The sequence below is a fragment of the Pseudotabrizicola sp. genome (assembly GCF_030656345.1).
Classification (GTDB): domain Bacteria; phylum Pseudomonadota; class Alphaproteobacteria; order Rhodobacterales; family Rhodobacteraceae; genus Pseudotabrizicola.
The window spans coordinates 181,840-204,433 of the sequence record NZ_JAUSNR010000015.1; the positions used below are offsets into that span (position 1 = coordinate 181,840).

16 protein-coding genes are annotated in these 22,594 nt (G+C 63.9%); 15 read left to right on the plus strand and 1 reads right to left on the minus strand.

Features of this window, described 5'->3' with window-relative positions:
* Positions 1-88 precede the first annotated feature (88 nt).
* From trkA to Q7J44_RS08875, 7 genes are all read left to right on the plus strand, one after another.
* Positions 89-1,465 (plus strand): Trk system potassium transporter TrkA, encoded by a 1,377-nt coding sequence (gene trkA / locus Q7J44_RS08845; RefSeq protein WP_304878988.1) that lies wholly within the window; start codon positions 89-91, stop codon positions 1,463-1,465.
* Positions 1,465-2,991 carry a TrkH family potassium uptake protein gene (locus tag Q7J44_RS08850; protein WP_304878990.1) on the plus strand — a complete coding sequence of 509 codons (1,527 nt, stop codon included), beginning with the start codon at positions 1,465-1,467 and terminating at the stop codon, positions 2,989-2,991. Before trkA ends, Q7J44_RS08850 begins: the two co-directional genes overlap by 1 nt.
* Positions 2,992-3,127: 136 nt before the next feature.
* Positions 3,128-3,361 carry an RNA chaperone Hfq gene (hfq, locus tag Q7J44_RS08855; protein ID WP_023664101.1) on the plus strand — a complete coding sequence of 78 codons (234 nt, stop codon included), beginning with the start codon at positions 3,128-3,130 and terminating at the stop codon, positions 3,359-3,361.
* A gap of 89 nt (positions 3,362-3,450) precedes the next feature.
* Positions 3,451-4,716 (plus strand): GTPase HflX, encoded by a 1,266-nt coding sequence (hflX, locus tag Q7J44_RS08860; RefSeq protein WP_304879347.1) that lies wholly within the window; start codon positions 3,451-3,453, stop codon positions 4,714-4,716.
* Between the two features lie 254 nt (positions 4,717-4,970).
* Positions 4,971-6,419, plus strand: coding sequence for an IMP dehydrogenase (gene guaB, locus Q7J44_RS08865; RefSeq protein WP_304878992.1), 1,449 nt, complete (start codon positions 4,971-4,973; stop codon positions 6,417-6,419).
* Between the two features lie 24 nt (positions 6,420-6,443).
* Positions 6,444-7,601 carry an RsmB/NOP family class I SAM-dependent RNA methyltransferase gene (locus Q7J44_RS08870; RefSeq protein ID WP_304878994.1) on the plus strand — a complete coding sequence of 386 codons (1,158 nt, stop codon included), beginning with the start codon at positions 6,444-6,446 and terminating at the stop codon, positions 7,599-7,601.
* Between the two features lie 112 nt (positions 7,602-7,713).
* Positions 7,714-10,020 carry an ATP-binding protein gene (locus Q7J44_RS08875; RefSeq protein WP_370692976.1) on the plus strand — a complete coding sequence of 769 codons (2,307 nt, stop codon included), beginning with the start codon at positions 7,714-7,716 and terminating at the stop codon, positions 10,018-10,020.
* Positions 10,021-10,045: 25 nt separating this feature from the next.
* On the opposite strand, the gene Q7J44_RS08880 is transcribed toward Q7J44_RS08875, so the two are convergent.
* Positions 10,046-10,636, minus strand: a complete 591-nt coding sequence (locus Q7J44_RS08880) for a hypothetical protein (RefSeq protein ID WP_304878996.1) — start codon at positions 10,634-10,636, stop codon at positions 10,046-10,048.
* Between the two features lie 204 nt (positions 10,637-10,840).
* On the opposite strand from Q7J44_RS08880, the gene recA reads away from it, so the two are divergent.
* The 8 genes from recA to Q7J44_RS08920 all read left to right on the plus strand — a co-directional run bounded on the left by recA (position 10,841) and on the right by Q7J44_RS08920 (position 22,527).
* Positions 10,841-11,920, plus strand: coding sequence for a recombinase RecA (gene recA / locus Q7J44_RS08885; RefSeq protein ID WP_135428434.1), 1,080 nt, complete (start codon positions 10,841-10,843; stop codon positions 11,918-11,920).
* A gap of 143 nt (positions 11,921-12,063) precedes the next feature.
* On the plus strand, positions 12,064-14,718 hold the full coding sequence (gene alaS / locus Q7J44_RS08890) for an alanine--tRNA ligase (RefSeq protein ID WP_304878998.1): 2,655 nt from the start codon (positions 12,064-12,066) through the stop codon (positions 14,716-14,718).
* Between the two features lie 4 nt (positions 14,719-14,722).
* Positions 14,723-15,013, plus strand: a complete 291-nt coding sequence (locus Q7J44_RS08895; protein ID WP_304879000.1) for a DUF1330 domain-containing protein — start codon at positions 14,723-14,725, stop codon at positions 15,011-15,013.
* A 144-nt stretch (positions 15,014-15,157) separates the two neighbouring features.
* Positions 15,158-15,952: a class II glutamine amidotransferase gene (locus tag Q7J44_RS08900; RefSeq protein WP_304879002.1), complete on the plus strand. Its 795-nt coding sequence runs from the start codon at positions 15,158-15,160 to the stop codon at positions 15,950-15,952.
* Positions 15,953-16,006: 54 nt separating this feature from the next.
* Positions 16,007-17,779, plus strand: coding sequence for an ATP-binding protein (locus Q7J44_RS08905; RefSeq protein ID WP_304879004.1), 1,773 nt, complete (start codon positions 16,007-16,009; stop codon positions 17,777-17,779).
* Positions 17,776-19,128, plus strand: a complete 1,353-nt coding sequence (locus Q7J44_RS08910) for a sigma-54 dependent transcriptional regulator (RefSeq protein WP_304879006.1) — start codon at positions 17,776-17,778, stop codon at positions 19,126-19,128. Before Q7J44_RS08905 ends, Q7J44_RS08910 begins: the two co-directional genes overlap by 4 nt.
* 186 nt (positions 19,129-19,314) lie before the next feature.
* Entirely contained in the window at positions 19,315-20,283 is a 969-nt protein-coding gene (locus Q7J44_RS08915; protein ID WP_304879008.1) for a TAXI family TRAP transporter solute-binding subunit, read from the plus strand.
* An 84-nt stretch (positions 20,284-20,367) separates the two neighbouring features.
* Positions 20,368-22,527 carry a TRAP transporter fused permease subunit gene (locus tag Q7J44_RS08920; RefSeq protein WP_304879010.1) on the plus strand — a complete coding sequence of 720 codons (2,160 nt, stop codon included), beginning with the start codon at positions 20,368-20,370 and terminating at the stop codon, positions 22,525-22,527.
* The last annotated feature ends 67 nt before the right edge of the window (positions 22,528-22,594 follow it).

The window sequence follows — 22,594 nt, forward strand, 5'->3', positions numbered from 1 at the left end:
CCCGACATTGACCCCGCCGCCGCCTTCTGCGATGCAAGGGGCGTATGGTGGGGCCAAGGCCGTTCGTGCCATCGCATAAGGGGCTGACATGAAAGTCATCATCTGCGGCGCGGGTCAGGTTGGCTGGCAGATTGCGCGTCAGTTGTCGGGTGAACGCAACGACGTGACTGTGGTGGATGTGAACCCGGATCTGGTGCGGCGTGCGACAGATACGCTGGATGTTCAGGGCATTGCGGGCTTTGCCTCATACCCCGATGTGCTGGAACGGGCGGGCGCGCGCGACGCAGATCTGATCATCGCCGCCACCCATTCCGACGAGGTGAACATGGTCACCTGTCAGGTCGCGCATTCGGTGTTTTCGGTCCCGCGCAAGATTGCGCGGCTGCGCGCGCAAAGCTATCTGGATGCGATCTATTCCGACCTCTACCGCCGCGAACATCTGCCGATCGACGTGGTGATCAGCCCCGAACGTGAGGTTGCCGAGGCCGCGCTGCAACGTCTTGCGGCGCCGTCGACCTTTGACACTGAAAGTTTCATGCTGGGCCGGGCGCAGCTGCTGGGCATCGCGCTGGATGATGACTGCCCGGTGCTGAACACGCCGCTGCGGCAGCTGAACGATCTGTTTTCCACCCTGCGCGCCATTGTGGTGGGCGTGCGCCGCGACGGACGGCTGTTCGCGCCCGACCCCGATGATCAGCTGTTTGCCCGCGACCAGATCTATGTCTTCACCCATTCCGAGGATGTGAACCGCACGCTGGAAATCTTTGGCAAGAAAGCCAAAAAGCAGGAACGCATCGTGATTATCGGCGGCGGGAATGTCGGCCTTGGCGTCGCCCGCGCGCTGGAGGCCCGCAGTGACAGGGTGCGCGCCAAGATCATCGAGAAATCCCGCGCCACCGCCGAACGCGCGGCTGACAGTCTGGAACGCACCATCGTGCTGCATGGCGACGGCATGGATATGGATATTCTGCTGGAAGCCGCCATCGACCGCGCCGATGCGGTGCTGGCGGTGACCGATGACGACAAGACCAACCTGCTGGTGGCGGTGCGCGCCAAGCAGGCCGGATGTCAGATGGCGATTGCGCTGGTGAACGACCCCACGCTTGCGCCGATGATGGGGCCCTTGGACATTGACGCCTATATCAACCCGCGCGCCACCACCGTCAGCTCTATCCTGCGCCACATCCGCCACGGGCGGGTGCGCGCGGTCTATTCCATCGGTGATGCCGAGGCCGAGATGATCGAGGCGCAGATCCTGTCCACCAGCTCGCTTGCGGGCAAGATGATCCGCGAGATCGATTTTCCCGAAGGCGTGCTGGTCGGCGGGGTGATGAAGGGCGACAAGGTGGTGAAACCGGCGGCAGAGCTGCGGCTGGAAGCGGGCGACATCATCGCGCTGTTTGCGATGACCTCTGACGTGCGGGAGGTGGAGCGGCTGCTGCAGGTCTCCATCGACTTTTTCTGATGGATCTGCGCGACCGTCTGCTGGCCGCACCGCTGCTGGTGACCCTGTCGGCCCTGTCGGGCGTGGCGATGTTCCTGCCGGCCGTGCATGCCACCCTGACCGGGATGCACAGGGTGGCACAAAGCTTTTTCTATTCCGGGATGCTGGTGCTGATTGTCACGGCGATGGTCTGGCTGGCCACGTCGAGCTGGCAGCCGCGCAATCTGGCGCGCAGCCAGCTGGCATCGCTGGTCGGGGCCTATGCGCTGATGCCGCTGATCTTTGCGGTGCCGGTCACGCAGGCGCTGCCCGATACCAGCTTTCTGAACGCCTGGTTTGAGATGGTCTCGTGTTTCACCACCACGGGTGCGTCGGTCTATGACACGCCGGGCCGGTTGGCCCCGTCGCTGCATCTGTGGCGTGCGACGGTGGGCTGGCTGGGCGGTCTGTTCATTCTGGTGGCCGCCAGCGCGATTCTGGCCCCGATGAATCTGGGCGGGGTCGAGGTGATGTCGGGCCGCGCGCCGGGGCGGGGGGCGGCGGGGCTGAGCCAGATCACCCGCGTGGCCGACCCGTCGCAGCGGTTCCTGCGCTATACGCTGCTGTTGTTCCCGATCTATTTCGGGCTGACGCTGCTGTTGTGGCTCTTGCTGATGATCGCGGGTGAGGTCAATCTGCTGGCGCTGATCCACGCCATGGGCACGCTTTCCACCTCTGGCATTGGTCCGGACGGTGATCTGAGCATGTTGCGCACCGGGCTTTGGGGCGAGGCGCTCATCGTGCTGTTCCTGATGCTGGCGGTCACCCGGCGGTTTTTCCCCGGCACACAATTTGCCTCGATGCAGGGGCCTTTGCGTCGCGACCCCGAGGTGCGGCTGGCCACCATCGTGGTCGCGACCACAACGGCGGTGCTGTTTTTCCGCCACTTCATCGGCGCGATAGAGGTTGAGGCGACCGATGATGCGGCGTCAGCCTTCCGGGCGCTGTGGGGCACGTTTTTCATGGCGGTCAGCTTTCTGACCACCACCGGCTACGAATCCGGCGAATGGGCGGGCGCGCGCAGCTGGTCGGGGTTGCCCAGCCCCGGCCTTGTGCTGCTGGGGCTGGCGATCATCGGCGGCGGGGTCGCCACCACGGCGGGCGGGGTAAAGCTGCTGCGGGTCTATTCCCTGTTCCGCCATGGCGAACGCGAGCTGGAAAAGCTGATCCACCCGTCGTCGATCGGTGGGCAGGGGCCGCAGGCACGGCGGCTGCGGCGCGAAGGGGCTTATTTCGCATGGCTGTTCTTCATGCTGTTTGCGCTGTCCATCGCGGCCAGCACCGCCGCTCTGTCGCTGATGCACCTGCCGTTCGAAGATGCGCTGGTGCTGACACTTGCGGCGCTGTCCACCACCGGCCAGCTGGCCGATCTGGCCGGATCGGCCCCGATCCGCTATGCCGCGCTGGACGGCACTGCCAAGGTGTTTCTGGCGATGGTGATGGTGGTCGGACGGCTGGAGACTCTGGCACTTCTGGCGCTGTTTGCCCCGTCCAGCTGGCAGCGCTGACGGGGCCTGCGGTAACGGACTGTTTTTTGGGCTGGAATCTCTGCGATTCGCGTCCCATACTGGCAGGCAATGCGCCAGCGGCAGACTTATAAGCCGAGGGACGGGTAAAACGCGCAACATTAAGGGCACGAAGAGAATGGCCGGTGATAAACAGAACTTGCAGGACGCTTTCCTGAACCATGTCCGCAAGGCAAAAGTTCCAGTGACAATTTTCCTGATCAACGGGGTGAAGCTGCAAGGCGTGATCACCTGGTTTGACAATTTTTGCGTGCTCTTGCGCCGGGATGGTCAGTCGCAGCTTGTCTACAAGCATGCGATTTCCACCATCATGCCGGGCGCGCCGATCAATCTGTATGAAGGTGAAGACTGATTTCCGATTTGCCTGACGATGATGAAGACGAAGATATCTGGCCCGACACGGGTACAGGCATCGACGCCTATGAAAGCGAAAGCCCCGCGATGCGGGCCTTTGTGCTGCACCCCGATATCAAATCCAGCCCGTCGCGCCGGCTGCCCGAACACGGGTTGGCCGAAGCGGTAAGCCTGGCCGCCGCCCTGCCGAAGATGGAGGTGGTGGGGGCCGAAGTGGTGCGGCTGCAGCGACTGCACCCCGGCATGCTGTTCGGCTCGGGCAAGGTCGAGGAACTGGCGGCGCGCTTCAAGGCGGCAGATGTCGGGCTTGTGCTGGTCGACGGGCCGGTGTCGCCGGTGCAGCAGCGCAATCTGGAAAAGGAATGGGGCGTCAAGCTTCTGGACCGGACCGGGCTGATTTTGGAGATTTTCGCCGACCGCGCCCGCACCCGCGAAGGCGTGTTGCAGGTCGAACTGGCGGCGCTGTCGTTCCAGCGCACAAGGCTGGTGCGCGCCTGGACCCACCTTGAACGCCAACGCGGCGGCTTTGGCTTTGTCGGCGGTCCGGGCGAGACGCAGATCGAATCCGACCGCCGCGCCATCGACGAACAGGTCATCCGGCTGAAACGCCAGCTGGCCAAGGTGGTGAAAACGCGCGAGCTGCACCGCGCCGCGCGCAAGAAGGTGCCGTTCCCGATTGTGGCGCTGGTGGGCTACACCAACGCCGGCAAATCGACACTGTTCAATCGCATCACCGGGGCCGAAGTGTTGGCCAAGGACATGCTGTTCGCCACGCTGGACCCCACGATGCGCGCCATGGTGCTGCCGACCCCGCAGGGCGGGGCGGGCCGCAAGATCATCCTGTCCGACACCGTGGGCTTTATCTCTGATCTGCCGACCCAGCTGGTCGCCGCCTTCCGCGCCACGCTGGAAGAGGTGCTGTCGGCCGATCTGATCCTGCATGTCCGCGACATCGCCCACCCGGAATCGGCCGAACAATCGGCCGATGTGATGGATATCCTGTCCTCGCTTGGCGTGAACAAGGCCACCCCGATGCTGGAAATCTGGAACAAGCTGGATCTGGTCGGCGGCTCGGCCCGCGAGGCGTTGGCGACACAAGCCGCGCAACGCAGCGATGTGCTGGCCGTCTCGGCCCTGACCGGAGAGGGCGTCGATGCCCTGCTCGACCGGGTGTCGCAGGTGTTTGACGAGGCGAAAACCGAACGCTCGCTCACATTGCCGTTCAGCGAGGGCAAACGCCACGCCTGGCTGCATGCGCAGGGCGTGATCGAGGAGGAAGCGCAGACCGATGACGGCTGGCAGCTTTCCCTGCGCTGGACCGCCCGGCAGGAAAAGCAGTACCGCGAGCTGTAGCGGCAGTGCCCTGCGCCAGCGTCGCCGGGGGCTTTCCGCCCCCGCGGCCTGCGGCCTTCCCCCGAGAGTATTTTTATCAAGATGAACTCCGGGCAGGCTCCTGGCCTTCATCTTGATAAAAATACTCCCGGGGGGTCAAGGGGGCAGGCAGCCCCCTTGTCGCGGCCAGTCCCAGGCGGCGGCATTTCCCCTTGCATCCCTGCGGCAGAGGTGAAACAGGGAACCGCCAAACGATCACTCCTTTGGAGGCTCCTATGGAGATTCGCGAGGCCCTTACTTTTGACGACGTTCTGCTGGTTCCGGCGGCATCATCTGTGCTGCCGTCTGAAGCGGATACGTCTACTTTCGTCACAAAATCCATCCGCATGAACATCCCGCTCTTGTCCAGCGCGATGGATACGGTGACCGAAGGCCGGATGGCGATTGCCATGGCGCAGGCGGGCGGGATCGGCGTGATCCACCGCAATCTGGACCTTGAGGCGCAGGCGACCGAAGTGCGCCGGGTCAAGCGGTTCGAATCCGGGGTGGTCTACAAGCCGATCACCCTGACCCCTGACCAGACGCTTGCAGATGCGAAAATCCTGATGGGGCGCTACAACATCACCGGCTTTCCGGTGGTGGACGAACGGGGCCGGGTGCTGGGCATCGTGACCAACCGTGACATGCGCTTTGCCAGCGATGACAAGACGCCGGTTTCGGTGATGATGTCTTCGGACAATCTGGCGCTGCTGCATGAACCGATCGACCGCGAACAGGCGATCAGCCTGATGAAGGCGCGGCGCATCGAAAAGCTGCTGGTCACCGATGGCACCGGCAAGCTGACCGGCCTGCTGACGCTGAAAGACACCGAACAATCGGTGCTGAACCCCAATGCCTGCAAGGATGAGATGGGCCGGCTGCGCGTCGCCGCCGCCAGCACCGTGGGCGATGCCGGGTTTGAGCGCTCGCAGGCGCTGATCGACGCCGGGGTTGATATGGTGGTGATCGACACCGCACACGGCCATTCCGAAGGTGTGGCGCGCGCGGTGGAGCGCATCAAGCGGCTGTCGAACACCGTGCAGGTGGTGGCGGGCAATGTCGCCACCGCAGAGGCGACGCGCGCGCTGATTGGCGCGGGCGCCGATGCGGTCAAGGTCGGCATCGGTCCGGGGTCTATCTGCACCACCCGCATCGTCGCGGGTGTCGGCGTACCGCAGCTGACCGCGATCATGGATGCGGCGCGGGCGGCGGGAGATATCCCGATCATTGCCGATGGCGGCATCAAATATTCCGGCGATTTCGCCAAGGCCATCGCGGCAGGGGCGTCCTGCGCCATGGTCGGATCGGCCATCGCGGGCACCGACGAGTCGCCGGGTGAGGTGATCTTGTGGAACGGGCGGTCGTATAAGTCCTATCGTGGCATGGGGTCTTTGGGCGCGATGGCGCGCGGCTCGGCCGACCGCTATTTCCAGAAGGATGCCGCCAGTGACAAGCTGGTGCCCGAAGGCATCGAAGGTCAGGTGCCCTACAAGGGCACGGCCGCGCAGGTCATCCACCAGATGGTCGGCGGCTTGCGGGCGGCGATGGGCTATACCGGCTGCGCCACCGTGGCCGAGATGCGCGCCAATTGTGAGTTTGTCCGCATCACCGGCGCCGGGCTGAAGGAAAGCCATGTGCATGACGTACAGATCACCCGTGAAAGCCCGAACTACCGGGTGGGGTAAGCCTGTGCGGGACGAGACCGGATCATGACCCCTGCCGCGCGCTGTTCTGCCGCCATTGACGTGCTGGACCGTATCCTGTCCGGCACCCCCGCCGAACAGGCGCTGACCAACTGGGGCCGGGCCAGCCGCTTTGCCGGATCGGGTGACCGCAACGCGGTACGCGATCTGGTCTATGACGCGCTGCGCTGCCGCCGGTCCTATGCGGCGCTTGGTGGGGCCCAAACCGGGCGGGGGCTGATGCTGGGCGCTCTGCGCGCCGCGGGCACCGATCCGGCCACGTTGTTTACGGGGGAGGGCCATGCCCCACCGCCAGTGGCGGCGGCGGAGGCGGGGCGCGCGCCGGAAGGTGCCGAAGCGCTCGATCTGCCGGACTGGCTTCTGCCACAGCTGACAGAGTCGCTGGGCGATGATCTGACGGGCATTGCACAGGCCCTGCGCCAGCGGGCACCGGTGTTTTTGCGGGTCAATCTGCGGCGCGGATCGGTAGCGCAAGCCATCACGGCGCTGCAGGCCGAGGGCATCACGGCAGAGCCACATGACCTTGCCGATACCGCGCTGAGGGTGACGACAGGCGCGCGCAAGATCCAGACCAGTCAGCCCTATCTGTCGGGCCTTGTCGAGCTGCAGGATGCGGCGTCGCAGGCCGTGGTGGCCGCCCTGCCGCTGCGTGACGGGATGCGGGTGCTGGACCATTGCGCCGGGGGCGGTGGCAAGACCCTTGCCATGGCCGCCCGCGCGCAACTGTCGCTGTTTGCCCATGATGCCGCCCCCGCCCGGATGCGCGATCTGCCCGCCCGCGCCGCGCGCGCCGGGGCCAGAGTCACGCTGACCGAGGCACCCGAAAAGCTGGCCCCGTTCGATCTGATCCTTGCCGATGCGCCCTGTTCCGGATCGGGCAGCTGGCGACGCGATCCGCAGGGCAAATGGGCGCTGACACCGGAGCGTCTGGCGCAGATCGGCGCGGTGCAGGACGCTATTCTGGACCGTCTGGCCCCGATGGTCGCGCCCGGCGGGGTGCTGGCCTATGCCACCTGTTCGCTGCTGCGGGTGGAAAATGAGGACAGGATTGCCGGTTTTCTGGCCCGCCACCCGGGGTGGAAAGTACACAGCCTGGACCGTTTTACACCACTGACCGGCGGAGATGGCTTCTTTCTGGCGCAACTGGTGCAGGCGCAGGCTTGAAACCCATCACGACCCCGCGCATTCTCGCGGTTCCGTAACGTCGTTAAGGCCCTATTAAGCATTTACATGCTGTGCTGCGCGGCGAAACGGGTGAACAAGGTGGGGACGGGGCGTGCTGGCCAGTATTCAGGGAGCCAACGAAATTGTCGCGCTGTCGCGGGCCATTGCGCCCCGGTCCCGGCTTTTGCTTGCCGGGGCGCTTGCGTCGCTGATTGCTGCAAGCTTTGCCACTGACCTTTTGGTCCGTGTGGCTGCTTCGGTGGTCGGGCTGACGCTGGTGGCGCTGATCGCGGTGCTATGGCTCATTCTGAGCCTGGCAGAACGGGCCGAACGTGGCGCTGAACGCAGCGTGGCCCTGCTGACGGGGCATGATGCCACGCCGTGTTTCACCACCGATCCGCAGGGCCATATCCTGTATCGCAATCCGGCGGCCCAGTCGCGCTTTGGCCTTGCGGCGGCGTCTCTGAATGCGGCGCTGCAGGATCATTTTACCAGTCCGGCCTCGGTCCTGTATCGTCTGCAGTCGCGCGCCATGAAGGCCGGTGCCGCGCGCGAAGACGTGGTCACCCGCCGCGGCCATACCCGGCTGACGGTGCACCGCATTGCCGAAGACCGTTTCCTGTGGCGGCTGGATGAATTTGTCGACCGTGCGGTGTCGGGGCGCGGGGCCGAAGGGCTCAGCCTGCCGATGCTGGTGGTCAACAAAAGCGGCGTCATCCTGTTCACCAATGAGGCGATGCGCCGTCTGCTGGGGGGGCGGCCAAAACGGCTGGAGGGGGTATTTTCCACCCAGAACCCGCGCAGTGGCGAAGTGCTGGAAGTGTCTGGCGTCGATGGTCCGGTGCAGGCCATCCTTGCCGAAATTTCCGGTGCGGGGGACCGGCGCGAGATCTATCTGCTGCCGGTCAGCGACCGGCCCGCCGGGGCGCAGATCGTCGAGGATTTCGAAGACATCCCGGTCGCCATCCTGCGCTTTGATGCCGACGGCAGCTTGCGGGCCGCCAACCGCGCCGCCCGCGATGTGCTGGATCTTGCAAAAGACGCGCATCCGATGTTTCATGATCTTTATCAGGGGCTTGGCCGGGCCGTTATGGATTGGCTCGATGATGTCGTCGCCGAACGGCACAGCGGCGGGTCAGAGGTGCTGCGCGCCCGCGTCGGCCAGCCGGATGCGTTTCATCAGGTCACCCTGCGGCGCTATGTCGATCATGGCCGCCCGGGGGTGATGGCCGTCGTGCAGGATGCAACGGCGATGAAACGGCTGGAGGCGCAGTTCGTGCAAAGCCAGAAGATGCAGGCCATCGGTCAGCTGGCCGGGGGAATTGCGCATGATTTCAACAATCTGCTGACGGCGATTTCCGGTCATTGTGATCTTTTGCTGCTGCGCCACAGCAAAGAGGACCAGGATTTCGCCGATCTTGTGCAGATTCATCAGAATGCCAACCGGGCGGCGGCGCTGGTCGGCCAGCTTCTGGCCTTTTCGCGCAAACAGACGCTGAAGCCGGAACGGATTGACCTGCGCGAGGTGCTGTCGGACATGACGCATCTGCTGAACCGGCTGGTCGGCGAAAAAATCCAGCTGCATCTGGCCCATGCCACCGATCTGGGTCTGATCCGCGCCGACAAGCGGCAGCTGGAACAGGTGCTGATGAATCTGGTGGTCAACGCCCGCGATGCGATGGCAGAGGGCGGCACCATCCGGGTTGAGACCGAAGCACTGACCTTGCACGACGAGCTGCGGCGCGACCGCGCCGTGGTGCCCGCGGGCGACTACGCAACCATCCGGGTGGTGGACACCGGCACCGGCATCGCGCCGGAACGGCTCGACAAGATATTCGAGCCGTTCTTCACCACCAAACAGCCCGGCGAAGGCACCGGTCTGGGCCTGTCGACGGTCTACGGCATCGTCAAGCAATCGGGTGGCTTTGTCTTTGTAGATTCAACGCCGGGCGAGGGGACGGTGTTTCACCTTTACTTCCCGATTCACGACGCTGCCGATGAAGATATCCCCGAACCCGCCCGCGAACCCGCTCGCAAGATTGTGCTGCGACAGGGCGAAGGCGTGGTGCTTCTGGTCGAGGATGAGGCCCCGGTGCGGGCCTTTGCCAGCCGCGCGCTGCGTCTGCGCGGCTATACTGTGCTGGAGGCGGATTGCGCCGAACAGGCGCTGCGCCTGCTGGAGGACCCGGCGCTGCAGATTGATGTCTTCGTGACCGATGTGGTGATGCCCGGCATGGATGGCCCCACCTGGGTCAAACGCGCGCTGGAGGCGCGGCCTGACGCGCGGGTTGTGTTCATGTCCGGCTATGCCGAGGATTGCCTGTCCGAAGAACAGGGCAGAGTGCCCAATTCGGTGTTTCTGGCAAAACCCTTTTCGCTCAACGATCTGGCGGTCACGGTGCAGGGTCAGCTGCACTGACTCTCAACGGCACTGACCCCGCCGCTTAGTCCAGACTGTCATAAAGCGCAAAATCATCCGCCGCCGCCGTCCGCAGCCGTGCCAGCGTTTCCGGCGTCAGATCCATCGGTGCCTTGGGCGACACGTTCAGCTGCGGCAGGAGGATCTGAAAATCCAGACGATCCTCCAGAAACGCGATGAAACTGCCAATGTTTTCATAACGGAACACCCGGTCCGCGCCCTGACCTTCCGGGCCTTTCAGGAACCGGGCCTGCGAGCCGACCTGGGCAAAACCCGGGCGCGGGGTCTGGCACCAGGCCTGCACAAAGGCATCAAAATCTATGCCTTGCGTGCTTTTGGCCGGGTCGGGAATGTCGTCGCGGCTGCGGTAGCGGTACCAGCTGCCCAACCAGTCGCGCGGTTCGCGCATCAGGGCGACCACGGTGAACGGCCCGCCCGCCGCCGTTTCCAGATAGGGGCCGACAAAGCGGCGGAACCGCGCGACATTGGTGTGCTTCAACGCCGGCGGCCGCTGGATCGACACGGCGGCCAGCGATTCGAGCGCCGATTCAATCGCGGTCGACCCGGTTTTCGGCGTTGCCAGTATGGCCAGCCGCTGCTCCCAAAACACCAACATCTCTGCCCGCCCCTTCATGCGCCTCTCTGCGACGCGTTTTTCTTTGTCTTCGGTAAACTATCGCTTAACCAAACTGTGAAAAAGATGATTTTACGAGAATTTTGGTTGATATGTTCCTGTTTTGGTCCCATACAAACAGGAACACTTGGGGAACAAGCGCAAAGATTGCCGCCATGTCGCGGCTGTGAAATAAGGAGCGGGAATATGGCGGTGGCGAACCTCCTCGATTTGAACGGGAAGCGCGAAATGGACAAGTCAAAGGCGCTGGAAAGCGCTCTGGCACAGATCGAACGGCAGTTCGGCAAAGGCTCGATCATGCGGCTGGGGATGAACAGCCCCGCCATGGATATCGAGGCGACATCAACCGGCTCTCTGGGCCTTGATATCGCCTTGGGCATCGGCGGTCTGCCGAAAGGCCGGATCATCGAGATTTACGGCCCGGAATCCTCGGGCAAGACCACGCTCACCCTGCATGTGGTGGCCGAAGAGCAGAAAAAGGGCGGGGTTTGCGCCTTTGTCGATGCCGAACACGCGCTTGACCCGCAATATGCCAAGAAACTGGGCGTCAATCTGGATGAACTGCTGATCAGCCAGCCCGACACCGGCGAACAGGCGCTGGAGATTGTGGATACTCTGGTGCGTTCCGGTGCGGTCAGCCTTGTGGTGGTCGATTCGGTCGCGGCCCTGACACCCAAGTCCGAGATTGAGGGCGATATGGGCGACATGCAGATGGGCGCTCAGGCCCGTCTGATGTCGCAGGCCATGCGCAAGCTGACCGCCAGCATCGGGCGCAGCAATTGCATGGTGATCTTCATCAACCAGATCCGCATGAAAATCGGCGTGATGTTCGGCTCGCCCGAAACCACCACCGGCGGCAATGCGCTGAAATTCTACGCCTCCGTGCGGCTGGATATCCGCCGCATCGGCTCGATCAAGGAAAAGGACGACGTGGTCGGCAACTCCACCCGCGTCAAGGTGGTGAAGAACAAGGTCGCACCGCCCTTCAAACAGGTGGAATTCGACATCATGTATGGCGAAGGCATCTCGAAGACCGGGGAACTGGTCGATCTGGGCGTCAAGGCCGGCGTGGTTGAAAAGTCGGGTTCGTGGTATTCCTATGGCGATGAGCGGATCGGGCAGGGGCGCGAGAATGCCAAACTGTTCCTGAAATCCAACCCGACCACCGCAGCCGAGATCGAAGACAAGATCCGCGCCGCCAACGGGCTGGATTTCCATATGGCGGAAAGTGAAGCCACCGCCGATGATGATGTGATGGATACCTGATCCATCTGGCGAACCGGCCGGGGTCCAGCCCCGGCCGGTTCAGGGCTTTTTCACTGGTGCCGCGCAGCCCCCGGTGGACAGGCAAGGCGCGCGGCGATAGACGGGGGGTCACAAGATGAACCCCTCAGCCGAAGGGCACCACCATGGCGTCGCTGAACGATATCCGCTCGACCTATCTCGATTTCTTTGCCCGCAACGGCCACAAGGTGGTGGACTCATCCCCGCTGGTGCCGCGCAACGATCCGACGCTGATGTTCGCCAATTCCGGCATGGTGCAGTTCAAGAACCTGTTCACCGGGGTCGAGACCCGCGATTACACCCGCGCCACCACCGCGCAGAAATGCGTGCGCGCGGGCGGCAAGCACAATGACCTTGATAACGTCGGCTATACCGCGCGCCACCATACGTTTTTCGAGATGCTGGGCAACTTCAGCTTTGGCGATTACTTCAAGGATGATGCGATTGCCTTTGCCTGGGAATTGCTGACGAAAGACTTCGGTCTGAACAAGAACAAGCTGCTGGTCACCGTTTATCATACCGATGACGAGGCGGCGGCGATCTGGAAAAAGGTCGCCGGGTTCAGCGATTACCGGATCATCCGCATTCCCACGGACGACAATTTCTGGCGCATGGGCCCGACCGGCCCCTGTGGCCCCTGCACCGAGATTTTCTATGACCACGGCGACCACATCTGGGGCGGCCCGCCGGGCAGCGCCGATGAGGATGGCGACCGTTTCATCGAGATCTGGAACAACGTGTTCATGCAGAATGAGCAGTTCGCCGATGGCAGCATGCGCCCGCTGGAAATGCAGAGCATCGACACCGGCATGGGGCTGGAGCGGATTGGCGCGCTGCTGCAGGGCAAGCACGACAATTACGACACCGACCTGATGCGCAGCCTGATCGAGGCCTCGGCCCATGCCACCAGCTCTGATCCCGATGGCCCGGGCAAGACCCACCACCGGGTGATTGCCGACCATCTGCGCTCCACCTCCTTCCTGATTGCCGATGGCGTGATGCCGTCGAATGAGGGGCGCGGCTATGTGCTGCGCCGCATTATGCGCCGCGCGATGCGTCATGCGCATATGCTGGGGTCACAAGACCCGGTGATGTTCAAACTGGTGCCAGCGCTGGTGCGCCAGATGGGGGCGGCCTATCCGGAACTGGCCCGTGCCCAAAGCCTGATTGAGGAGACGCTGAAGCTGGAGGAAACCCGGTTCAAGACCACTTTGGATCGCGGGTTGAAACTGCTGGATGACGAGCTGGTGCGCCTGCCCGAAGGCGGCGATCTGCCCGGCTCCACCGCGTTCAAGCTTTATGACACTTACGGCTTCCCGCTCGACCTGACGCAGGATGCGCTGCGCGAACGCGGCCGCGCGGTGGATGTGGCGGGCTTTGATAGCGCCATGGCCGAGCAAAAGGCCAAGGCCCGCGCCGCATGGTCCGGCACCGGAGAGGCTGCGGATGGCAAGATCTGGTTCGAGCTGGCCGAAGAGCATGGGGTCACGGAATTTCTCGGCTATGACACCGAAACGGCTGAGGGCGTGATCAACGCGCTGGTGCGCGACGGTGCTGCGATTGAGGCCGTCAAGGCGGGCGAGTCCATTCAGATTGTGGTCAACCAGACCCCGTTTTACGGCGAATCCGGCGGGCAGGTCGGCGATACCGGCCTGATCCGCACCGCCACCGGCATGGCCGAAGTGACCGACACCCGCAAGATTGCCGGCGTTTTCCTGCACATCGCATCGGTGATCGAGGGCAGTCTGACCAAAGGCCAGCCCGCCAAGCTGGAGGTCGGCCACGCGCGGCGTGCCCGCATCCGCGCCAACCATTCGGCCACGCACCTGCTGCACGAAGCCCTGCGCCGCGCGCTTGGCGACCATGTTGCGCAAAAGGGCAGCCTGAACGCGCCTGACCGTCTGCGGTTCGATTTCAGTCATTCGGTGGGCCTGACCGCAGGCGAGCTGGCGCAGGTGGAGGCCGAGGTGAACACTTTCGTCCGCCAGAACAGCCCGGTCGACACCCGGATCATGACGCCGGACGACGCCCGCGCCATCGGCGCGCAGGCGCTGTTTGGCGAGAAATATGGCGACGAGGTGCGCGTGGTGTCGATGGGCGTCCTCGATGGCAGCGCCAAGGGGACCGAGGGCAACACCTACAGTCTTGAGCTGTGCGGCGGCACCCATGTCGCGCGCACCGGCGATATCGGGGCCTTTGTGCTTTTGGGCGACTCGGCGTCGTCGGCAGGCGTTCGGCGGATCGAGGCGTTGACGGGGCAGGCGGCACTCGACCATCTGCGCCAGCAGGATGCGCGGTTGAGCGATGTGGCAGCGGTGCTGAAAGCGCCTGCGGCAGAGGTGGTGGAACGGGTGAAGGCCCTGTTCGATGAACGCCGCGCGCTCCAGAACGAAGTGGCGCAACTGCGCCGCGAGGTGGCGATGGGCGGCAAATCCGGCGGGCCAGAGGCGAAAGACATCAACGGAATCAAGTTCCTGGCGCAGGTTCTTCAAGGGGTTTCCGGCAAGGATCTGCCGTCACTGATTGATGAGATGAAAACCAAACTCGGCTCCGGCGCGGTACTGCTGATTGCTGACACCGGCGCCAAGCCTGCGGTGGCTGCTGGCGTCACTGCTGACCTGACCGCCACCTTGTCCGCCGTGTCACTGGTCAAGGCTGCCGCCGAAGCCATGGGCGGCAAGGGCGGCGGTGGCCGCCCCGACATGGCGCAGGCCGGAGGCGCTGACATCACCCAGGCGGAGGCGGCGATTGCCGCTGCCGAAGCCGTCATCAAAGGATAAACCCATGCCAACCGCCCTCTGGATCGCCCATGTCGAAGTGACCGACCTTGACGCCTATGCGCTTTATGCCAAGGGTGCGGGCCCCGCACTGGCCGCACACGGCGGGGTGTTTCTGGCCCGGGGGGGCCGCCATGTTCAGCTGGAAGGCAATGACCGTGCCCGCAACGTGGTCGCCCGCTTCCCCAGTCTGGAGGCGGCGGTAGAGTGCTACCACAGCCCGGAGTATCAGGCCGCACTGGCCCATGCCAAAGGCGCATCGGTGCGCGATCTGGTCGTCGTCGAAGAAAACGACTGAATTTTCAGCACAATTGTGCCGCAGACCGCGACGCCGGAAGGAACCTCCTTCCGGCGTCGCTTTGTTTCATGCTAGTGTTCCAGCAAGAAACGCTGCAAAAAATGACTGGGGCAGAGCCATGTTGATCACCGCTGGGGCCTGTTGATGTGCCGTTGGGCCGCCTATACCGGGCAACCGGTTTTTCTTGAGGATATCGTCAGCCGTCCGGGCCATTCGCTGATCCACCAGTCGCATTGCGCCACGCAATGCCACACCGCCATCAACGCCGACGGCTTTGGCGTGGCGTGGTATGGCGAACGCCCCGAACCGGGGCTGTACCGCGATGTGATGCCGGCATGGTCAGACCCCAACCTGCGCAGCCTGACAGCACAGGTCAGATCCGGCCTGTTCTTGGCCCATGTCCGCGCCAGCACCGGCACCGCAACCAGCCGCAACAACTGCCATCCGTTTACCTGGGGGCGCTGGTCTTTCATGCACAACGGCCAGATCGGCGGCTATGACAATTTCCGCCGGGATGCCGATATGATGATCCCCGATGCGCTGTACCCCTGCCGCAAGGGCGCGACGGATTCCGAAGCGCTGTTCCTGATCGCCATTGCCGAAGGGCTGGAGGATGACCCCAAGGGCGCGATGGAACGGGCGGCGGCCAAGCTGATCACCCTTGCCCGCGCCAAAGGCACCGCCCCGCATCTGCGCCTGACCGGGGCCCTGTCGGATGGCAAAAAGCTCTATGCCATGCGCTATGCGACGGATGATCACGCGCCCACGCTCTATCACCGCTGGTCAGACAGCCGGCAGGGCACAGCCGTGGTGTCGGAACCGCTGGAAACCGGCGAGGGTGGCTGGATAGAGGCGCCGCCGTTCAGTTTCTGCACCTTTGACGGCCCTGATGTGCGGGTGGAGGAGTTTCACCCCTGCCGTCTGGCCGTGGCTGCCTGAAGGCCGGTTGCGGCCCAGCCTGCTTTGCCGGTAGTCTGGCAGCACGGGGGCAACATGCGCAAAACCACGCGACCATGGCTATGGCTGGCTGCTGCACTGGCGGTTTTGTGCTGCTGTCTGGCCGGTTGGCTGACGTGGCAGCAAAGCCTTGCCCGGTCACTCGATGACACTGCGCGGCGCGGTGACAATGTGTTGCAGCTGGCGGCGACTGCGCTGTCGGGGCAGCTGGACCGCTTTGAGCGGCTGCCGCCGCTGATCGCGGAACAGGCCATCGTCACCCGCCTGTCGGCAGACCCGCGCAATCCGGGGCTGGTGGCACAGGCGAATGATTACCTGAGCCGGATTCAGAAACTGCTGGGGGCGACCGACATCTATCTGATGGACAGGCAGGGCCTGACCATTGCGGCATCGAACCATGATACCGACACCTCGTTCATCGGGGGGAATTTCGTGTTCCGCCCGTATTTCTTTGATGCTCTGGCGGGCGGGGCGGGGCAATTTTATGCGCTTGGCACCACCAGCGGCAAACGCGGCTATTACTTCGGCGCGCCGGTCTGGGTTGCGGGGCAGATCACCGGGGTTCTGGTGTTCAAGATCGACCTTGATGCGATTGAAAGCACGTGGAGCGGTGGCGATTACGCCGTGCTGGTCACCGACCCCGAGGGCGTGACCTTTCTGTCGTCGCGTCCCGACTGGCGCTTTGCCGCCATGCACCCGCTGACCGCAGAGGCGCAGGCGCGCATTGCCACCACGCGGCGCTATGCCGATACGCCGATCGGGCTGATGCAGATCACGGCAGAGGGGCTGCACCGCACCACCCCGGTGCTGCGCATCGCCGAAAGCGCAGGCGCGCGCGAATACCTGCAGCGTGACATGCCGATGGACCGGGCGGGCTGGGTGGTGCATGTGCTGATCGACACCGCCGCCGCGCGGGCGTCCGCCCTGACGCTTGCGATCCTGGCCATGCTCGCCGCCGGGGTGCTGGGAATGGTCGGGGCGGTGGTCTGGCAACGCCGGGCGGCGCTGGACGAACGGCTGCAGGTGCAGGCCGAAGCGCAGGCGGGTCTTGAACGCCGGGTGGAAGAGCGCACGCATGAGCTGCGGCAGGCGCAGGCCGATCTGGTGCAGGCGGGCAAGATGGCTGCCCTTGGCCAGATGTCGGCAGCGCTGAGCCACGAGTTCAACCAGCCGCTGGCCGCCGCCCGCACCTATGCCGACAATGCGGGTGTGCTGATGGACCGGGGGCGGATGGAGGAGGCGCGTGGCAACATCAACCGTATCCTGAGCCTGATCGACCGGCTGACCAGCATCAGCCGCCATCTGCGCAGCTTTGCCCGCGCGCCGGGGCAGAAACTGAGCCACGTCTCGCTGGCCGAAGTGGTAGAGGCGGCGGTGGAAATCGCAAAGCTGTGCATCCGTGCCGCCGATGCGACGCTGCGCATCGACCTTGAACCCGGTCTGCCACTGGTGATTGCCGGGCCGGTGCGACTGCAACAGGTGCTGGTCAACATCCTGACCAATGCCGCCGATGCGGTGGAGGGGCTGGCAGACCGGCGGATTACCCTGACCGCGACATGCGTGGCCGATCAGGTGCTGATCCGCATTTCCGACTCCGGCCCCGGCGTGCCCGAAGGTCTGGCCGCGCGGATCTTTGATCCGTTCTTTTCCACCAAGGGCGTGGGCAAGGGGCTTGGCCTTGGGCTTTCGATTTCCTACAACATCGTCAAAGACTTCGGCGGTGATCTTTCCGTGGCGTCTGACCCCGGGGCCTGCTTTACCCTGCGGCTGGCGGCGGCCCCCACCGCCCTGCAAGAGGCTGCCGAATGACCCCGATGCGTATCCTTCTGGTCGATGACGAACCCGATCTGCGCGCCTCGACCGCGCAGGCGCTGGATCTGGCGGGCTTTGCGGTGCAGGATTTTGCCCTGCCGGAACGGATCATGGATCTGGTCAGCTTTGGCTTTCCCGGTGTGGTGCTGACCGATATCCGCATGCCCGGCATGGACGGGCTGACGCTGATGAACCGCATCCACGAGATTGACCGGGATATTCCGGTGATTTTGATCACCGGGCATGGCGATGTGCAGCTGGCCGTGCGGGCGATGCGCGAAGGGGCCTATGACTTTGTCGAAAAGCCGTTCCCCGCCAGCCAGTTGGCCGAGATTGTTGCGCGCGCGTCTGATTACCGGCGGCTGGTGCTGGAAAACCGGGTGCTGAAGGCGGCGGCGGGGCAGGTTGATGATATGGAACAGCGGCTGATCGGCCGGTCGAATGTGATGATCGACCTGCGCCGCCGCATCCGCACCCTTGGCCCGACCGAAGCCGATGTGCTGATCGTGGGCGAGACGGGTGCCGGCAAAGAGGTGGTGGCGCGCGCCCTGCATGATATGTCGCCGCGCGCGCGCAAACCCTTTGTCGCCATCGATTGCGCCGCGATCCCGGCGGCGCTGATCGAATCGGAACTGTTCGGCCATGAGGCGGGGGCGTTTCCGGGGGCCTTGCGCGCGCGCTTTGGCAAGTTTGAACATGCGCGGGGTGGGACCATTCTGCTGGATGACATCGCCTCGATGCCGCTGGACATGCAGGGGAAACTGGTGCGGGTGATTGAAGACCGCACCGTCACCCGGCTTGGCTCGAATGAATCGTTGGCGCTGGATGTGCGTTTCATGGCCACCGCGCGCGTGCCGCTGGAGGCGGAGGTCGAGGCCGGGCGGTTCCGCGGTGACCTTTTGTACCGGCTGAATGTTGTCACCCTGCAGGTGCCCCCGCTGGCGGCCCGGCGGGAAGATATTCCGCTGTTGTTCCTGCGCCTGCTGTCAGAGGCTGCCAGCCGCCACCGATCAGACCCGGCCCCGGTGCCGCCATCACTGGTGGCGCAGCTGACCGCGCGCGACTGGCCCGGCAATGTGCGCGAGCTGCGCAATGCCGCCGACCGCTATGCACTGGGGCTGGGGGAGGGCGCGCAGGCGGTGGAAGAGGCACCGTCACGGCTGGCGCAGCGCGTCGCCGACTTTGAACGGCGCGAGATAGAGGCCGCACTGGCCGCCCATCGTGGCAACCTGAAGCCGGTCTATGAATCACTGGGCCTGTCGCGCAAAACCCTGTGGGAAAAGATGCAGAAGCACGGGCTGGACAAGGCGCAATTCGGTGCCGGGGGCGAGCCCGAGGCGGAATAGGCCACCAAATCCCCCCATGCTTTGCCTGCGATGTTACGATATCCACCCATCAAGCCCCGCTGAGCGCCATTTGATTGCGCAAACAGCGAACAACACGGTTGAGTGATCGCCGGATTAACCGCTTTCTAAGATCAGCACGGCGGGCGCAGGAGGCGCTGGCCAGTGTAGAATTTTTGGGAGGACTGCATGTTCATCAAGACACTCGCCGCCGCTTGCGCGGCTGGCCTCGTTGCAACCACCGCCATGGCGCAGGATAAATCGGACTGGCCATCGGAAATCACCATCGGCACCGCATCGCAGGGCGGCACCTATTTCGTTTATGGCAACGGCTTTGCCGGCTACATGTCCGAAGCGCTTGGCGTGAACTCCACCGGCGAAGTCACCGGCGGCCCGGTGCAGAATGTGACACTGGTGGAAACCGGCGATCACCTGATGGGTCTGGTCACCATGGGCCCGGCCTATGACGCCTGGATGGGCAAATCCGAACTGGCCCCGGGGCTGGAGCACCGCTCGATCCGCGCGCTGTTCCCGATGTATCAGACCCCGTTTCAGGTGGTTGTGCTGCGGTCTTCCGGCATCACCTCGGTGTCTGATCTGAACGGCAAGCGCGTGTCGGTCGGTCCGGCAGGCGGCACCCCCGGCACCTATTGGCCGCAGTTCATGACCGCGGTTGGTGTGAATGCCAATGTGTCCTATGCCGGTGCTGCCGATGCGGCGGGCCAGTTGCAGGATGGTCTGATCGACGCCTTCGCCTTTGCCGCCGGTGTGCCGATTTCGGCTTTCGCCGAACTGGCCGCGCAGCAGGATGTGGTGATGTTCGGCCTGACCGAAGACGAGCAGGCATCGGTGCTGGAAGCCTTCCCGGCGATGGCCCCGTTCACCATTGATGCGGGCACCTATGCCGGTCATGACTATGACCAGCCCACGGTCGCGCTGTGGAACTTTGCCATCGCGCATTCCGACATGCCGGATTCGCTGGCCTATGAGATCACCAAGCTGGCGCTCGACAACAATGACCGCATGGTCCAGATCCACGCCACCTCGTCCGAGACGCTGGCAGAGAACTGGGACAAGAACACCTTTATGCCGTTCCATCCAGGTGCAGTGCAGTACTATGAAGAAAAAGGGATCACGATCCCCGACACCCTGAAATAATCCACACAACGCTGCACTTTATGGGCGTCCGGCAAGGTTCGGACGCCCATTTTGATAAAAACCGTCATTCAGGGACACCAGATCATGATCGCTCCCAGCACGGACGCACCAGAAAAGGCCATTGCCTCTGGCGTCGACAATGAGATTTTCTCGGCCAACCAGCGCAAACCGATGGGTTCGGTCGGGCTGCTGATCGCCGCGATGTGCATCGCCTATACCGCATTTCATATCGGGGTGATGAACCTGTATCCGCTGGAAACCTGGACCTACCGGCTGCTGCATGTCGGCGGCGGGCTGGTGATCGGGTTCCTGCTGTTTTCATCGCTGACTTTTGCTGAAACCGATGGCACCCCGCGTGCGGGCCGCCTGCTGATGCTGGCCCCGGCGGCGGTGCTGGTGGGCGTGGCCTTTGTGCAGGTGCTGCTGTTCTGGATTTCCGGGTCGGGCGTCGATCAGGCCGCACAGTCCACCGCCATGCGCTGGACCTTTGGCGTGCCGCTGATGGCGGGGACAGTCTGGGCGCTGCTGGTGGGGTGGCTGATGCCGGACCCGCGCCGGGGCCAGCTGGATGCGGCTGATATCATTCTGGCTTTTGCCGCCGTTGCGGTGACCGCCTATATCATCTTCCACGCGCCGCTGTTGCGGCTGCGGGCGGGCACGGCGCTTGCGAAAGAGGCCGATATGTACGCGGCCCTGATCGGCGTGGTGTTGATTCTGGAGCTGACACGGCGCATGGCGGGCCTCGCGCTGGTGATCATCGCGGGCATCTTTGTGCTGTATAGTTTTGTCGGGCCTTGGCTGCCGGGCATCCTGTATCACCGGGGCTATTCGCTGACCCGGTTCTTTACTTACGTCTTCACCGACCAAGGTATCCTTGGACCCACGACGGCGATTTCTTCGACCTATATCATCCTGTTCGTGGCCTTCGCGGCCTTCCTTCAGGCCAGCCGCGTCGGTGAGTATTTCGTGAACTTTGCCTTTGCCGCCGCCGGGGATCGCCGGGGCGGGCCTGCCAAGGTGGCGGTGTTCGGGTCGGGTCTGATGGGCATGATCAACGGCACATCCGCCGGTAACGTGGTGGCAACCGGGTCGCTGACCATCCCCTTGATGAAAAAGGTCGGTTACAAGCCGCAGACGGCGGCGGCGGTTGAGGCGGCGGCGTCTTCGGGCGGGCAGATCCTGCCGCCGATCATGGGGGCGGGTGCCTTCATCATGTCGGAAATCACTGGCATTGCCTATTCCGAGATCGTGGTGGCCGCGATCATCCCGGCTTTGCTGTACTTCGTCAGCGTCTATTTCAACGTCGATCTGATGGCGCAGAAGTTCAACATGAAGGGCCTGCCGCGCGAAGAGCTGCCGCAGTTCCGCAAGCTGGCCAAGCAGGTGTTTCTCTTCATCCCGATCCTGATCCTGATCGGCGCGCTGTTCATGGGCTATTCCGTGATCCGCGCAGGCACGCTGGCAATGGCGGCGGCGGCGGTTGTCTCGTGGCTGACGCCGCACAAGATGGGCGTGCGCGAGATCCTGTTCGCGCTGGAAATCTCGACCAAGATGACCCTGCAACTGGTCGCGGTCTGTGCGGCGGCGGGTATCATCGTGGGCGTGATCGCGCTGACCGGGCTTGGCACGCGGTTTTCCAGCCTGCTCTTGGGGCTGGCCGCGAACAACCAGATGCTGGCGCTGTTCTTTGCGATGATCGTGTCGATCGTGCTGGGCATGGGCATGCCGACCACGGCGGCCTATGCGGTGGCGGCATCGGTGATTGCGCCGGGGCTGATCGGCATGGGCATTGATACGCTGACCGCGCACTTCTTCATCTTCTACTTCGCGGTGATGTCGGCGATTACCCCGCCGGTGGCGCTTGCGGCCTATGCCGGGGCGGCGATTGCCCGGTCGGACCCGATGAAAACCAGCGTTGAGTCGTTCAAGATGGGGATGGCGGCCTTTGTGGTGCCGTTCATGTTCTTCTCGTCGCCCGAACTGCTGATGCAGGGCGAATGGCTGAACATCATCCATGTGGTTGCCGGTGCGCTCTTGGGGGTGTTCCTGCTGTCGTCAGCGGTGCAGGCCTGGTACTTCGGTCATCTGCACACGGTGCTGCGGATTGTGCTGGGGGCGGCGGCGATTGCCATGATCGACTCCGGCTTCCTGACCGACTTCATCGGCATCGGCACGGCCGTGGTGGTCTGGGCGATCCAGAAGCGGCTGGTCAAGCCCGGCGCGGTGGCGCGCGGGGCCGACTGACAGGACCAAAGCCGCCCGGGCGACCGGGCGGCGGATCAAAGAAAACGCGCGCAGGGCCAATGCCTTG

Coding starts and splice junctions, on each gene's coding strand:
- hflX (WP_304879347.1), top strand. CDS start 3,451: ATGCGGGCCTTTGTGCTGCACCCCGATATCAAATCCAGCCCGTCGCGC.
- hfq (WP_023664101.1), top strand. CDS start 3,128: ATGGCCGGTGATAAACAGAACTTGCAGGACGCTTTCCTGAACCATGTC.
- Q7J44_RS08915 (WP_304879008.1), top strand. CDS start 19,315: ATGTTCATCAAGACACTCGCCGCCGCTTGCGCGGCTGGCCTCGTTGCA.
- Q7J44_RS08920 (WP_304879010.1), top strand. CDS start 20,368: ATGATCGCTCCCAGCACGGACGCACCAGAAAAGGCCATTGCCTCTGGC.
- guaB (WP_304878992.1), top strand. CDS start 4,971: ATGGAGATTCGCGAGGCCCTTACTTTTGACGACGTTCTGCTGGTTCCG.
- recA (WP_135428434.1), top strand. CDS start 10,841: ATGGCGGTGGCGAACCTCCTCGATTTGAACGGGAAGCGCGAAATGGAC.
- Q7J44_RS08850 (WP_304878990.1), top strand. CDS start 1,465: ATGGATCTGCGCGACCGTCTGCTGGCCGCACCGCTGCTGGTGACCCTG.
- Q7J44_RS08880 (WP_304878996.1), bottom strand. CDS start 10,636: ATGTTGGTGTTTTGGGAGCAGCGGCTGGCCATACTGGCAACGCCGAAA.
- trkA (WP_304878988.1), top strand. CDS start 89: ATGAAAGTCATCATCTGCGGCGCGGGTCAGGTTGGCTGGCAGATTGCG.
- Q7J44_RS08910 (WP_304879006.1), top strand. CDS start 17,776: ATGACCCCGATGCGTATCCTTCTGGTCGATGACGAACCCGATCTGCGC.
- Q7J44_RS08905 (WP_304879004.1), top strand. CDS start 16,007: ATGCGCAAAACCACGCGACCATGGCTATGGCTGGCTGCTGCACTGGCG.
- alaS (WP_304878998.1), top strand. CDS start 12,064: ATGGCGTCGCTGAACGATATCCGCTCGACCTATCTCGATTTCTTTGCC.
- Q7J44_RS08895 (WP_304879000.1), top strand. CDS start 14,723: ATGCCAACCGCCCTCTGGATCGCCCATGTCGAAGTGACCGACCTTGAC.
- Q7J44_RS08900 (WP_304879002.1), top strand. CDS start 15,158: ATGTGCCGTTGGGCCGCCTATACCGGGCAACCGGTTTTTCTTGAGGAT.
- Q7J44_RS08870 (WP_304878994.1), top strand. CDS start 6,444: ATGACCCCTGCCGCGCGCTGTTCTGCCGCCATTGACGTGCTGGACCGT.